Below are 12,626 nucleotides of genomic sequence, written 5' to 3'. Positions count from 1 at the left end.
TTATAGAACGTTGGACAGACGGCCGTAGATCAGCTCGTCGACGCCTTCGGCAAAGATGTCGCCATTGTCGGCGACGCGGAGCACGTATTGCGGCAGGTTCTGCGTGGCCTGACCCCAAACCTGCTGGCCGCCCTTTTCAGGGTCGAAGACCGAGAAGTGACCAGGACAGTTGAACGTCTTGTTGTCGGCGGAGTAGCTCAGAGGAAAACCCTTGTGAGGACAGATCGTGGAAAAGCCGACAATGTCGCCGTCAGGGCCAACGCCACCCTCGACGCGGGTCCCAAGCTTGAGCAGAACGCCTGCGGCATCCTCGTCGGGATAGGCGACATCGAGCGGTTCATTGAGCGTAAGTTCTGAGATGTTTGCCAGACGATTGGCAGGATATTCGACCCCTGCCGCCGCGGTAGCGGCTCTAGCCTGTGGTGCGCCGACGCCGGAGACGGCGGCAGTCGCACCCGCAGCCGCGAGCGCGCCTCCACGCAGGAACTGGCGTCGGCCAATATCGACCATGTTTCGACAACGTGACATACGATCCTCCTCTATTAGATGTCAAAGGAGGATCTGCAATCGTTGTGCCAGGGAGCGGGCGTTGAATTTTCTGGCCTTTTTTCCGGGCGGCTCTGGTCACCGTTCGCATTCTCGAACGTTACCCTTATAGACGCGTTCAGTTCCCCGAACATCCGCTGGCTTCGATCCCAAACCGCGTCATCTTCTCCCAGAGCGTGGTGCGGGAGATACCGAGCCGTCGCGCCGCCTGCAAAATCTGCCCGTTGGTTGCGCTAAGTGCACGCAGGATCTGACGGCGTTCAGCAGCCTCCCGTGCATCGGCAAGCGTTTCCATTCGTGGTGCGTTGTATGCGGTAACGATCTCGGGAAAAATGTCCGCTGGCATCAGGAGCATGCTTTCTGAAAGCGCGGCCGCTCGTTCCAGCCGGTTTCTGAGTTCGCGGGCATTTCCGGGCCAACTGTGTTCCAGCATGGCGTCTTCGGCGAGCGCGCCGATACCGCGAACGCGCGTGTCCCTAATCTCCATAATTGCTTCTAGAAAGCGGTGCGCGAGCCAGAGAATGTCTTCCGGGCGTTCGCGTAGCGGTGCAATTCTGACAGGCAGGGTCGAAAGCCTGAAGAAGAGGTCCTTGCGGAAGCTGCTTCCATCGGACCCGATATCCTGATGCGTCGCACAGACGATCCGGGCTCTGAACGGGACCTGCCCCTCGCTGCCGACCCGATGAAAATAGCCGTCCTCGATGAGGCGAAGCAGCTTGACCTGCAGGGTGGGCTGCATGTCGCCAATCTCGTCTAGAAACAAGATCCCTTCGCCGGCGCGCTCGGCATAACCACGATGTAGCTGGTGAGCGCCGGTGAAGGCGCCCTTCTCATGTCCGAAGAGCTCACTTTCCAGCAGATCGCCCGGAATCGCCGCGCAATTCACCGCAATGAAAGGCGATGCCTTTCTGGCAGATATCTGATGCAAAAAACGGGCACTAACCTCCTTGCCGGTGCCGGTCTCTCCTTGAATGAGCACCGGCAGCGGATGGGACGCATAACGCCGCAACACCTGTTCGACATTGCGCATAGCGAGGGAAATGCCGAGGGTGCCCTCGGGCTGCTCCTTACTCCGGAGGCTTAACGAGACGCGCTCCAGGAAGGCCGTCATGTCGAATGGCTTGGTGATGAAATCGACGGCGCCGTTCCGCATCAGACGCACCGCCTGGTCTATGTCTCCATATCCGGACATGAAGAGAAAGGGCGTCGCCGTGTCGCGGCTCGCCTTGCGGAACACCTCTTCGCCATTCATGTCGGGAAGTCGAATGTCGCAGACGACCAGATCGAAAGCATCTGTCCCGTCGGTGAGTTCTCGCACCGCCTGTTCGCCCTTCGTCCACCACTTGACCGTATGCCCTTCGAGGGAGAGCCGCTGATGAAGTGATTCCCCCATGATCGGATCATCTTCGAGGATGGCTATGCGACCCGTTTCATGCGGCATGGCTTGTTTCCCCCCCAGAGAGCGAGATTGGCAGATGAAGTTCGATGATCGTCAGTCCTTCCGCCTCGCGGCGGCCCAAGGAGATATGTCCGCCGGCTTCGTCGACCATCTTACGGACCATCCAGAGGCCAAGCCCTCCGGCTAGTTGTGCCGCCGGCCATGGTTCGGGAGAGGTGAGCACACCGGTCGCTGCCTTCGGCAGGCCCGGACCGGTATCGGTAACGGACAATATTAAAGCCGACCCATCATCCTGGAGGCGGGTCTCTACCGAGATGGCGCCATTATCACCTGCGGCAGCGCTCGCGTTCAGAACCAGGTTTAGGAGCGCCTGACGCACTGCCGAGCCGGAGAGCGTCGGAATTGTAAGATCAGCCGGGTTGCTCATCCACGTCAATGTCTGCCTGCGTCCGGCAATCTGCGGGCCGGCCAACAGGCGAACGTCTTCGAGGTCTCTTAGAACCAGCGCGCGGCCGGAGCGATCTGGTCGATAGGTTGCGAGAGCGGCTTGCACCACATCGCGAATGCCCGCCAATCCACGTTCGAGAAGTGACAGGCTGGTGCCGCGTACAGCCTCGTTTGCGCCGTGCTGCTTCAAGGTATCGATCGAGTTGAACAGGCCGCCGAGCGGATTGTTGATCTCGTGCGCCATGCTGGAGGCGAGCCGACCGAGGCTTGCGAGCTTTTCCTCTTCTGCCAGTCGCCTCGTAAGGGCGCTTCTCTCCCGTTCTGCTTCGACCAAGGCATTGAAGCCGTGGAACAGGTCCCCGAGCTCGCCGTTGCGGCGCGGAAACTCGGCGAGGGGGATTGTATGGGGCGTCCCAGCGGCGCTCGCCCGCATGTGCTGCGCAAGGGTAGTGACAGGCTTCACCATGCGTCTGGTCAGGACATAGCCGGTCGCCGCAAAGACGAGCGCCAGCAAGGCATTCGTCGCGAGCAGGGTCTTGAGGACCTGATATCGTTCGGCGACCAGATGGGAAATGTCGAAGGAGGCATGCACGGTCCCGATCGTTTTTCCCTGATAGATGAGCGGCCGGGTCCCGAAGCCTGTGTCGGATTGCCAGTCCACACGAATGTCGCCTGACGTCCCTCGCTCTGAAAACGCGTCCGGCAGTCGCGAAAGTACGGGAATCTTGCGCGGATCGCTGGAAGCCAGCACCAGGCCGTCTCGTCCGGTCACCACCGTCTCGATCGGGGACAGGGCCTGGAACATCGTGCGGGTACGGTCGAGCAGATCATAGGTTTCCCAAACGTCCTGCCGAAGCACGGCTGGGATGAGCACCGTCGACAGGCCGTCGAAATACGTGCCAGCGACCCCGTTCAGATGCTGCTCCTGCATGTCATTGAGGCGATCGAGAACGCGTTCCGAGATGATCAGGCTGACGACCATCATTAGCAGGGCCACCATAGCCGGAACCCTGACCGTCAGGGGAATGATCCTGATGCGCTCGAGAAGGCTCATCCCAGCCTCCGCACGCGTTCCATGTTGGCAGCGATGCTGTCGTAACTTTCGGCCGTGGTTTCGACGAAGCCGTCGAGCTGCAATCGGGTGAGCACCGAGCGTCCGAGAACTTCCTGGTTCATGTCCAGGAGGGCACTCCTGATCCGGGCGACCGCCTGGCTCTTCCTCTGTCCTGCGGCGGCTGCCACCGGTGGGAAGCCGTGCCAGCCGGATTTGACGAGCACCCGGGTCTTGGCGACCAGTTCCGGTTCAGTCGTTTTCATGACCTCCCAGACATAGCCGTCGACGCTGCCGGAATCGGCAAGGCCCGAGGCCACCGCCCGGATCACATTGCGGTGCCCATAGGTGAAGAACGATTTGCGGAAGAAGCCTTCTTCCGAGACGCCGCGCTCGGCAAGATAGGTCTTGGTGACGAGATAGCCGGAATTGGAATCGGGATCGGAAAAGGCGTGAATGTCCCCTTGGCAGTCTTCGAAGCCCGCGATGTCGCGATCCCGGCCGACGATGAGGTAGGACTGGTAAACGGGCTTGCCACGCCAGAGTGGCGTGGCAACCAGGTCCAGCTCGTCGCGGAACTTCATGAAGGGATAGCCGCAGATCCAGGCGGCCTCGAGATTGCCCGATACCAAGAGTGCCGTGACCTCCTGATAGGTGCGCTGGGTTATGAGCTGAACCTCCTGACCCACGGCTTGCGTGAGATAGGCCTGCAATTCATCCAGCACTTCGAGGTCATTAGACAGAAAAACGGGTGTCAGGCCAAAGCGGATGACGCCCGGCCGCATCGGTTCGGAAAGGGTCTCACCGCTTACCTTCAATGCGGTAAGCCCGACAGTCGCCAGAGTTCCGCCGATCACCGCTCTCCGCGACAGTCTATGCCCAAAGGCACCCTGACCGCATTTTGTTGTCTCCATCCAACACCGATCGCCTCCCCGAAAGGCCCAGTTCCAGAGCCGTCACTCAGACTGTAAACTGGAGTTGCTCAATGTCCAACAGCGCCTGAATTTACGTCCTCTATAGCTGAGGCAAACGATGTGGCCGCGTCAACGCGATTGCATGAACAGGATGAAGACGATCTGGGCGAAACCAATCAACAGGATCAGCGCAAATAAAGTCAATTTCCATCGAGGAATGTCCTGATTTTGCGGACGCATCGGTTCAAACCTCCTATGCCTGCCTCGGACCAATGGTTTACCGTTTTTTGCAATTCCTGCAAGTAAGCTTTAGCTGCGCCCGCGGTTCCCACTGCACACTCCGGGCCGATCGTCCTGCTCCATCCGTAGCTAAGAGCTGCGTGATTCCTGCCTTATTGGAGGCCTTCACACCTCTTCCCTTTTGCCGGATTTCGCTGCTGTGTATTCACCCTGGGCAGTGGCGAGGTATAAGCGCGCCCATGTTGCACCGACCATGGCCGCACCACCGACCTTGCCACCGCGTTGCGCGACACCTACGATTATCTCGTAAAGCATGCACACGAAGTTCGGCGCTCTGAGCGAAGGGGGCGGAAATGTGCTCGATGCCTCTCGAGGGTTCGACCAGCAGGATTGGACTTATTGGAGCGCTCTGACGGCCATACCGGCGTTAACGCGCATAAGACCTTCGAACAGGATGGAGTGGGAACGATGCTGGAATACCGGGTCTTTGCCCGAAGGATCGACAATCATGGGTCGGAAGCCACGACGAAAGACGCTAGGATTGTTCTGGACACCGACATGGTTGGACGACCTGACGCCTTCAACCCGGCAGAGATGCTGCTGGCGAGCCTTGCGGCCTGCATCCTGAAAGGCACCGAACGGGTGATTCCCATACTGGGGTTTGAATTGCGAGGGATCGAGGTTGCTCTGCACGGAGTGCGGCAGGACAGCCCGCCGAAGATGGTGCGGATCGTCTACGAAATTCTGGTCGATACCAACGAGCCCGACGCGCGGCTCGATCTGTTGCACCGCAATCTCCGAAAATACGGGACGATTTACAATACGCTGGCTGGGGCGACTGAACTGGCCGGAACCGTCAGGCGGAAGGCCTGATCTCCTGGCTCCTCATCACGCACATTCATTCGTCGCCGGCCGATCTGGTCTCGCCCTCAGCTGCCCCTCGGGCTCAAATTGGCCTATTTGTTCATCGAGGCAACGTCGGGACCCGTGACCAGTTCGCCCCGCGGGCGATTCGGCACCTCCTCAGCTTCCTGGGCGCAGTCCCTCAATTCGTTGATCAATGCGAGCGGTCAAAGGTCCCAAAGATGAAACTCGACGGAGTGAGTCGACACGGATCTGTCACAAAACTGTTATGCAGACCCTATAGACGGGTGCCGACGCCGATGCGTCAATCCGAATTCTTAGGGAGAAAATCCATGAAGAAATATCTTGGAAGCTGCGCGGTCGTCGCAATCATGATGGCCACCACAGGTGTTGCCGTTGCTCGCGACCAGATTATGGTCGTCGGTTCGTCGACCGTATTCCCGTACAGCCAGGCTGTCGCGGAAGAGTTTGCCAACAAGACTGGCAACCAGGCGCCTGTCGTCGAGTCCGTCGGCACCGGCGGTGGCTTCAAGGCCTTCTGCGGCGGCATTGGCGAGGCCACTGCCGACATCACCGGCGCTTCGCGCGCCATTAAGGAATCGGAACTCAAGCTCTGCGCTGACAATGGCGTGACCGACATCACCGAAGCCATGATCGGCTACGATGGCCTGTCGATCGCTCACGCCCGCAGCGCTCCAGAGATGAATCTCACGGAAGAGCAGGTCTTCCTGGCGCTCGCTGCTGAACTGCCGGACGGCAAGGGTGGTTTCATCGCCAACCCGAACAAGAAGTGGTCCGACATCGACGCGTCGCTTCCGGACTTCGATATCATCGCGTTCGGCCCCCCGCCGACATCTGGTACCCGCGACGCCTTTGTCGAACTCGTGATGCATGACGGTTGCAGCGAACTCGAAGGCATGGCCGACCTCAAGAAGTCTGATGCAGACAAGTGGAACGAAGTCTGCTCTCGCATGCGTCAGGACGGCCCGTTCGTGGAAGCCGGCGAGAACGACAACCTTATCGTTCAGCGCCTGGAATCCGACCCCAACGCGGTGGGCATCTTCGGCTACTCGTTCCTCTACGAGAACAACGACAAGCTGAAGGCAGTCAAGATCAACGACATCGAGCCTACCTTCGATACGATCGCTGACGGCTCCTATCCGGTCGCTCGCCCGCTGTTCTTCTATGTCAAGAACCAGCACCGCGACGTCATTCCGGGCATGAAGGAATTCCTGGCGGAATACGTTTCCGAAGAAGCTCTTGGGCCGGATGGCTATCTGGCCGAGCGTGGCCTGACGCCGCTGAGCGACGAACTTCGTGCAGAACTGCAGACGAACGTGCTGGAAGGCAAGAAGCTCGGCATGTAAGTGGATTGAGCGAGGCCGCCTGCCCATGCGGGGGGGGCGGCCTCGTTTTCGTATGGCTGGGGATGTCATGATGACGGGTTACCTTCTCCTTTTCCTGCTGCTGGCGGCAAGCGCGGCGTCCATCATCGGCTCCCGCAGAGCTGTCGCGCAGCGCGCGGCTATGGGAAGAGCCCATTCGCGGCCGATCTATCATGGTCTGAACGTCGCCATCTGGACCGGTGTGCCCGCTCTTGTTTTTCTTCTGCTGTGGCTGGCGGGGCAGAATACAGTTCTCGACCAGCTAGTGATTGCCTCTTATCCCGGCGCCGAAAGTCTCGATCCGGCAGCCAGATCGCTTCTGCTGAGCGAGATCCGGCAGGTTGCCAGCGGCAGCATCTTCCGCGAGCCGACTCCGGAGGTGAGGGCAGCAGTTGAGCACTTGAAGTCGCTGCAGTCGCTTGCGCAATGGGCCATGGTCGTTCTGGTCGCGGCCGTTGCGATCGTCGGCGCAACTCTGGGCTTTCGCGTCATAGGTCAGCGATACCGCGCCCGACACAGCGTGGAGCGATCCATAACGCTGTTCATGATGTTCTCGTCGCTCGTGGCGATCTTCACGACGCTCGGCATCGTCGCCTCTCTGGTGTTCGAAGCTGCCCGCTTCTTCTCCATGGTACCCATTACCGAGTTCCTCTTCGGCCTGCGTTGGGAGCCGCAGATCGCGATGCGCGCCGACCAGGTTGCCGGTCAGGGTGCATTCGGGGTCGTGCCGGTTCTCTTCGGGACTTTCGTGATCTCGGCACTCGCCATGTTGGTCGCAGTCCCGGTCGGGATCCTCTCCGCCATCTATCTGACCGAATATGCCGGCCCGAAATTTCGGGCCGTCGTGAAGCCGGCCCTCGAGATACTGGCCGGGATTCCAACCGTCGTCTATGGCTTCTTCGCAGTCTTGACCGTCGCCCCTGCCATCCGGACACTTGGCCTTTCGCTTGGCATTCCTTCCGCGCCGAACAGCGCGCTGGCAGCGGGGGGCGTAATGGGTGTTATGATCATTCCTTTCATCTCTTCGCTATCGGATGACGCGTTTGCCGCAGTCCCTCGAGCTATGCGGGAGGGCTCCTACGCGCTTGGAGCCACGAAGGGCGAGACTATCCGTAAGGTGCTGCTGCCTGCTGCGCTGCCAGGCATTGTCGGCGGCGTTCTTCTGGGCTTCAGTCGCGCGGTCGGTGAAACGATGATCGTCGTCATGGCGGCCGGCCTCATCGCTCAGATGACGCTGAACCCGTTCGAGGCTGTCACGACGGTGACCGTCCAGATCGTCACCCTCCTGATCGGGGACTCTGAGTTCGACAATCCCAAGACGCTCGCAGCATTCGCGCTGGGCCTGGTGCTGTTCGTCATTACGCTCGGGCTCAATCTGATCGCGCTGCATACCGTGCGCAAATACCGGGAGAAGTACTGATGACACCGGCTGCTACGAATGGAGCATTGGTCGACTGGCATTCTGCCGAGATGAAGGCCCGCCGAAAGGCGCGCTACGCGGCGGATCGGCGCCTGCAGATCTACGGCATGGTTGCGATCACCTTCGCACTGGGATTTCTTGCGGTTCTTCTGGGAACGCTGACATTCACGGGCTACAAGGCGTTCACGCAAACGGTGGCGACGGTAGAAATTGACCTTTCGTCACAGGACATCGACCGCGCAGAACTGATGGAAGCGAACTGGCGCAACATAGTCAAAGATGCGTTGCTGACGACCGCACCCGGCGAGTTGTCCCGGTCGGACGAGCGCGCCTACATGAGCCTCTTCACGTCTTCCGCGCCCTATCTCATCCGCGAGGCTGTGCTGAAGGACCGTTCGCTGCTGGATCGGAGCTCCGCCTATCGGATTCCCCTTTCCGATCCTCTCGACCAACTCGCGAAGGGCGAGGTGGATCGGGCCACGCCGGAGAACCAGCGCAGGGTCTCCGATCAGCAAATCGCCTGGTATGACAGTCTTGTCGAGCAGGGTGTGATTTCACAGCCCTTTAACTGGGCATTGTTCTTCAACGCGGACAGCCGGTTTCCTGAGCTTGCAGGTTTGGCGGGAGCCATTTCGGGGTCTTTCTGGGCTCTTCTCGTGTGTTTCCTGATCAGCTTTCCGGTCGGTATTGCCGCGGCGATCTATCTTGAAGAATTCGCACCGAAGAACCGGTTCACCGACCTGATCGAGATCAACATCAACAATCTGGCGGCCGTGCCCTCCGTCGTCTTCGGCCTCTTGGGTCTCGCCGTCTTCCTGGGATGGTTCGGCCTTCCCAGATCAGTTCCGCTTGTCGGCGGCCTTGTTCTTTCGCTGATGACGCTTCCGACGCTGATCATTGTGACACGTGCGTCGTTGAAGTCGGTTCCTTCGTCTATCCGGGAAGCAGCCCTCGGCGTCGGCGCGTCCAAGCATGAGGCAATTTTCCACCACATCCTGCCGCTCGCCATGCCGACGATCATGACCGGAACCATCATCGGTCTTGCTCAGGCACTCGGCGAGACGGCGCCACTTCTGCTCATAGGAATGAACGCATTCATCACCAGTCCTCCAGGAGGCGTGATGGAGGCATCGACGGCGCTTCCAACGCAGATTTTCATCTGGGCTGACAGCCCGGAGCGTGGGTTCGTGGCCCGCACGTCCGCCGCAATCCTGGTGCTGATCGGCTTCCTGATCCTCATGAACGCAATTGCGATTTTCCTCAGACAACGCTTCGAACGTCGCTGGTAGAAGGACGGCTGCAATGAATCTAATGTCGGAAGCTATCGTCGAGAAAACGCTGGAAAAGAAGATGAACGACCTATCGTACAAGATGATCGGCCAGGACGTTTCCGTCTACTACGGAGAAAAGCGCGCCCTGTTCGACGTCAACCTCAAGGTTCGGAAGAACACCGTCACAGCGCTGATCGGACCTTCCGGCTGCGGCAAGTCGACCTTCCTGCGATGCCTGAACCGCATGAACGACACCATCGATATTGCAAGGGTAACTGGTACGATCACCCTCGATGGAGCTGACATCTATGATCCTGACATCGATGTCGTGGAGCTGCGTGCGCGCGTAGGCATGGTCTTCCAGAAGCCCAACCCGTTTCCGAAGTCCATCTTCGAGAACGTTGCCTACGGCCCCCGCATCCATGGTCTTGCCCGTTCGAAGGCCGATCTCGATCAGATCGTGGAAAGCAGCCTACAGAAGGCAGGCCTCTGGAACGAGGTGAAGGATCGCCTTCACGAGGCCGGGACGGGTCTTTCGGGCGGGCAGCAGCAGCGCCTGTGCATCGCCCGCGCGGTTGCCGTGTCGCCGGAAGTCATCCTCATGGACGAGCCCTGTTCGGCACTTGACCCGATCGCCACCGCAAGGGTGGAGGAACTGATCCACGAACTGCGGGCGAACTATTCGATCGTCATCGTCACCCATTCCATGCAGCAGGCCGCACGCGTGTCGCAGCGGACCGCAATGTTCCATCTTGGCCATCTCGTCGAGGAGGATGACACGGACAAGATGTTCACCAACCCGAACGACCAGCGCACGCAGGACTACATCATGGGTCGCTTCGGGTGATCCGCGGTGGACCGCTCGCGACCAAGACACTGAGGAACTGGATCATGCCATCATCCCACATCACGTCGGCCTTCGACGAGGAGTTGAAATACCTGGCCCGCCGGATTTCCGAGATGGGTGGCCTTGCCGAGCAGATGTGCGGCGACGCGGTTCGCGCTCTGGTCAATTCCGATACGGCACTTGCCCAGAAGGTGATTTCCGACGACGTCATCCTCGATCACGCCGAACGCGAGATCGGCGAGAAGGCGATCGTGACGATCGCCAAGCGCCAGCCCATGGCGGCCGATCTCCGCGAGGTGATCGGATCGCTTCGCATCGCAGCCGACCTGGAGCGGGTAGGGGACCTCGGCAAGAACACCGCAAAGCGGGTGATTGCGGTTCAGGAGACGGGCATCCCGCGCAATCTGGCGCGCGGGATAGAGCATCTGTCGGAACTGGCGCTGGTCCAGCTCAAGGAAGTGCTCGACGTCTATGTCACGCGCTCGGCAGAGAAGGCGGAAGCCATCCGCGAGCGCGACGAGGAAATCGACGCCATGTACACCTCGCTGTTCCGCGAGCTCCTCACCTACATGATGGAGGATCCGCGCAACATCACGAGCTGCACCCATTTGCTCTTCTGCGCCAAGAACATCGAGCGCATCGGCGACCATGCAACGAACATCGCCGAGACGATCTACTACATGGCGACCGGCTCGCAGCCGGAGGGTGAGCGGCCGAAGGATGACCGGTCCAACACGCTGAGCGCCGTCCTGAGCGACGACTAGGATCGCGGAGCCTTTTCATGCAGCCAAGGATCACCGTCGTAGAGGACGAGGAGGCCCTCAGCGTCCTTCTCCGCTACAACCTCGAGGCCGAAGGCTACGAGGTTGAAACCATCGTCAAGGGGGACGAGGCGGAGCTGCGCCTCCAGGAGCGCGTTCCGGACCTCCTCATTCTGGACTGGATGCTGCCCGGCGTATCCGGGATCGAGCTTTGCCGTCGCCTGCGCCAGCGCCGCGAGACCGAGCGCCTGCCGATCATCATGCTGACGGCGCGCGGTGAGGAGAGCGAGCGGGTTCGCGGCCTGGCGACCGGCGCCGACGACTATGTGGTCAAACCGTTCTCGACGCCCGAACTGATGGCGCGCGTCAGGGCCATGCTCCGGCGTGCCAAGCCCGAGGTATTGTCGACCGTGCTCCGTTGCGGCGACATCGAGCTCGACCGGGAAACCCACCGCGTGCACCGCAAGAGCCGCGAGGTCCGGCTGGGACCGACCGAGTTTCGCCTTCTGGAATTCCTGATGTCGGCTCCGGGACGCGTCTACTCTCGGGCGCAGCTGCTCGATGGCGTCTGGGGTCATGACATCTATGTTGACGAGCGCACGGTGGACGTTCATGTCGGCCGGCTGCGCAAGGCCCTCAACTTCTCCAACATGCCGGATGTGATCCGTACAGTCCGTGGCGCCGGATATTCCCTGGAAGGCAGCTGAAAAGAAGAATGTCTGCAAGGATCCTCATATTGCAGGACAATGAGATCCTGTTGTTGGCGATGCAGCAAGCCTTGGAGTCGGAGGGCTTCACCATCACGCATGTCGGCGACGGACGCACCTTGACGGAACGACTGGAAAGGAGCTTGCCTGACCTCCTGATCTTGGATGCCCATGCTCCCGGCACAAACGGTATCGATCTCTGTCGGAGTTTGCGGCTGACCCCTGCGACATCCAAGCTCCCCGTATTGATGATTGTTTCCGAGGGTGCAACCCACGACCGCATCGCCAGTCTCTCCGCCGGAGCTGATGACTGCATGATGAAGCCGATATCTCCGATCGAGCTCGCGATTAGGGCTAGGAACATCCTACGCCGCCTCAATCCAAGGCTTCTTCATCACGTCTTGGCAGTTGGCGACCTGACACTTGATCGTGACACCCGCCGCGTGCATCGCCGCGAACAGGAAGTTCGACTTGGTCCCAAGGAGTTCAGGCTACTCGAGTTTCTGATGGAGTCACCAGGAAAGGTTTGGACGCGGCCCGCGTTGAAGGCCTGCATTTGGGGCGAGCATGCCAACGTGGATGAGCGCACTGTGGACTTGCACGTTACTCGTCTGCGCAAGAGCATAAGTCTTGGGAAGCCTGACAAGTTGATCAGAACGGTTCGCGGTAAAGGCTACTCTCTCGAAGAGAACAGCAAATCTCGGCGTTGATTCGGGACCCTCGGCATATGGGTCACAACGTAATCCCATAAAAGATTCACGGCCGACCGTTCAG

General features: G+C 59.9%; 12 protein-coding genes. 8 read left to right on the top strand and 4 right to left on the bottom strand.

Translation table 11 applies throughout. The features are described 5' to 3' along the window. The 4 genes from NT26_RS20560 to aioX form a co-directional block, all read right to left on the bottom strand. Positions 1 to 528 (bottom strand): arsenate reductase (azurin) small subunit, encoded by a 528-nt coding sequence (locus NT26_RS20560; protein WP_172974148.1) that lies wholly within the window; start codon positions 526 to 528, stop codon positions 1 to 3. Between the two features lie 136 nt (positions 529 to 664). Next, positions 665 to 1,987, bottom strand: coding sequence for an arsenic response regulator transcription factor AioR (aioR, locus tag NT26_RS20555; RefSeq protein WP_052642467.1), 1,323 nt, complete (start codon positions 1,985 to 1,987; stop codon positions 665 to 667). Next, a complete protein-coding gene (locus tag NT26_RS20550) occupies positions 1,977 to 3,446 on the bottom strand; it encodes a sensor histidine kinase (protein WP_052642465.1) in 1,470 nt (489 codons plus the stop codon). The genes aioR and NT26_RS20550 overlap by 11 nt, the downstream gene beginning before the upstream one ends. Then, positions 3,443 to 4,357, bottom strand: coding sequence for a periplasmic arsenite-binding protein AioX (gene aioX, locus NT26_RS20545; RefSeq protein WP_052642463.1), 915 nt, complete (start codon positions 4,355 to 4,357; stop codon positions 3,443 to 3,445). Before aioX ends, NT26_RS20550 begins: the two co-directional genes overlap by 4 nt. 708 nt (positions 4,358 to 5,065) lie before the next feature. Between aioX and NT26_RS20540 the strand changes: the two genes are divergently transcribed. The 8 genes from NT26_RS20540 (at position 5,066) to NT26_RS20505 (ending at position 12,562) form a co-directional block, all read left to right on the top strand. Beyond that, positions 5,066 to 5,470 carry an OsmC family protein gene (locus NT26_RS20540; protein WP_052642462.1) on the top strand — a complete coding sequence of 135 codons (405 nt, stop codon included), beginning with the start codon at positions 5,066 to 5,068 and terminating at the stop codon, positions 5,468 to 5,470. Positions 5,471 to 5,793: 323 nt separating this feature from the next. After that, positions 5,794 to 6,828 (top strand): substrate-binding domain-containing protein, encoded by a 1,035-nt coding sequence (locus NT26_RS20535; protein WP_052642461.1) that lies wholly within the window; start codon positions 5,794 to 5,796, stop codon positions 6,826 to 6,828. Between the two features lie 70 nt (positions 6,829 to 6,898). Then, positions 6,899 to 8,266: a phosphate ABC transporter permease subunit PstC gene (gene pstC, locus NT26_RS20530; protein ID WP_052642460.1), complete on the top strand. Its 1,368-nt coding sequence runs from the start codon at positions 6,899 to 6,901 to the stop codon at positions 8,264 to 8,266. Next, positions 8,266 to 9,555 carry a phosphate ABC transporter permease PstA gene (pstA, locus tag NT26_RS20525; RefSeq protein ID WP_052642459.1) on the top strand — a complete coding sequence of 430 codons (1,290 nt, stop codon included), beginning with the start codon at positions 8,266 to 8,268 and terminating at the stop codon, positions 9,553 to 9,555. The genes pstC and pstA overlap by 1 nt, the downstream gene beginning before the upstream one ends. 13 nt (positions 9,556 to 9,568) lie before the next feature. After that, positions 9,569 to 10,384 (top strand): phosphate ABC transporter ATP-binding protein PstB, encoded by an 816-nt coding sequence (gene pstB, locus NT26_RS20520; RefSeq protein WP_052642457.1) that lies wholly within the window; start codon positions 9,569 to 9,571, stop codon positions 10,382 to 10,384. Positions 10,385 to 10,428: 44 nt separating this feature from the next. Next, the gene (gene phoU, locus NT26_RS20515; protein ID WP_052637868.1) at positions 10,429 to 11,148 is read left to right on the top strand and encodes a phosphate signaling complex protein PhoU; all 720 of its coding nucleotides are present in this window, start codon (positions 10,429 to 10,431) and stop codon (positions 11,146 to 11,148) included. Positions 11,149 to 11,165: 17 nt separating this feature from the next. Then, on the top strand, positions 11,166 to 11,852 hold the full coding sequence (gene phoB / locus NT26_RS20510; RefSeq protein ID WP_052642455.1) for a phosphate regulon transcriptional regulator PhoB: 687 nt from the start codon (positions 11,166 to 11,168) through the stop codon (positions 11,850 to 11,852). An 8-nt stretch (positions 11,853 to 11,860) separates the two neighbouring features. Further along, entirely contained in the window at positions 11,861 to 12,562 is a 702-nt protein-coding gene (locus NT26_RS20505; protein WP_052642453.1) for a response regulator transcription factor, read from the top strand. Positions 12,563 to 12,626: the final 64 nt, after the last annotated feature.

The organism is Pseudorhizobium banfieldiae (assembly GCF_000967425.1).
In the GTDB taxonomy this organism is placed as follows: domain Bacteria; phylum Pseudomonadota; class Alphaproteobacteria; order Rhizobiales; family Rhizobiaceae; genus Neorhizobium; species Neorhizobium banfieldiae.
Note: the sequence above shows the minus strand (reverse complement) of the source record. Positions and strands in the feature narration are given on the sequence as shown.

Coding starts and splice junctions, on each gene's coding strand:
- NT26_RS20560 (WP_172974148.1), bottom strand. CDS start 528: ATGTCACGTTGTCGAAACATGGTCGATATTGGCCGACGCCAGTTCCTG.
- aioR (WP_052642467.1), bottom strand. CDS start 1,987: ATGCCGCATGAAACGGGTCGCATAGCCATCCTCGAAGATGATCCGATC.
- NT26_RS20550 (WP_052642465.1), bottom strand. CDS start 3,446: ATGAGCCTTCTCGAGCGCATCAGGATCATTCCCCTGACGGTCAGGGTT.
- aioX (WP_052642463.1), bottom strand. CDS start 4,357: ATGGAGACAACAAAATGCGGTCAGGGTGCCTTTGGGCATAGACTGTCG.
- NT26_RS20540 (WP_052642462.1), top strand. CDS start 5,066: ATGCTGGAATACCGGGTCTTTGCCCGAAGGATCGACAATCATGGGTCG.
- NT26_RS20535 (WP_052642461.1), top strand. CDS start 5,794: ATGAAGAAATATCTTGGAAGCTGCGCGGTCGTCGCAATCATGATGGCC.
- pstC (WP_052642460.1), top strand. CDS start 6,899: ATGACGGGTTACCTTCTCCTTTTCCTGCTGCTGGCGGCAAGCGCGGCG.
- pstA (WP_052642459.1), top strand. CDS start 8,266: ATGACACCGGCTGCTACGAATGGAGCATTGGTCGACTGGCATTCTGCC.
- pstB (WP_052642457.1), top strand. CDS start 9,569: ATGAATCTAATGTCGGAAGCTATCGTCGAGAAAACGCTGGAAAAGAAG.
- phoU (WP_052637868.1), top strand. CDS start 10,429: ATGCCATCATCCCACATCACGTCGGCCTTCGACGAGGAGTTGAAATAC.
- phoB (WP_052642455.1), top strand. CDS start 11,166: ATGCAGCCAAGGATCACCGTCGTAGAGGACGAGGAGGCCCTCAGCGTC.
- NT26_RS20505 (WP_052642453.1), top strand. CDS start 11,861: ATGTCTGCAAGGATCCTCATATTGCAGGACAATGAGATCCTGTTGTTG.